The sequence below is a fragment of the Neoluteolibacter marinus genome, from assembly GCF_014904755.1.
GTDB lineage: Bacteria > Verrucomicrobiota > Verrucomicrobiia > Verrucomicrobiales > Akkermansiaceae > Haloferula > Haloferula marina.
Genome location: NZ_JACZFQ010000355.1, coordinates 1 through 201, shown reverse-complemented (window position 1 = coordinate 201; position 201 = coordinate 1). Strand labels below are relative to the sequence as shown.

The 201-nt window shown below is 67.2% G+C and carries 1 protein-coding gene; it reads right to left on the bottom strand.

Going from position 1 to position 201, the window contains the following annotated elements; all coding sequences use genetic code 11:
- On the bottom strand, window positions 1–201 hold a 201-nt coding region (locus tag IG178_RS25240), incomplete at both ends, for an AarF/UbiB family protein (protein ID WP_255519016.1).

Sequence of the window (201 nt, the reverse complement as noted above, 5' to 3'; positions counted from 1 at the left end):
CCCCGGGTGCGGATCGGCGTGGAAGAAGCCGTGGACGAAGATCATCTGGCACAGGATCTCCGTGGCCGTCACGGCCAGCTGGTGACGATCGACCCCGGCGGCGTCCAGGGCCGTGTGATCCGTGATCTTCATGCCGGACATGCGCTCGGTGGTCAGCACCCTTGAGGAGGTCGCCTGCCACACCACGGCGGGCACGATCAG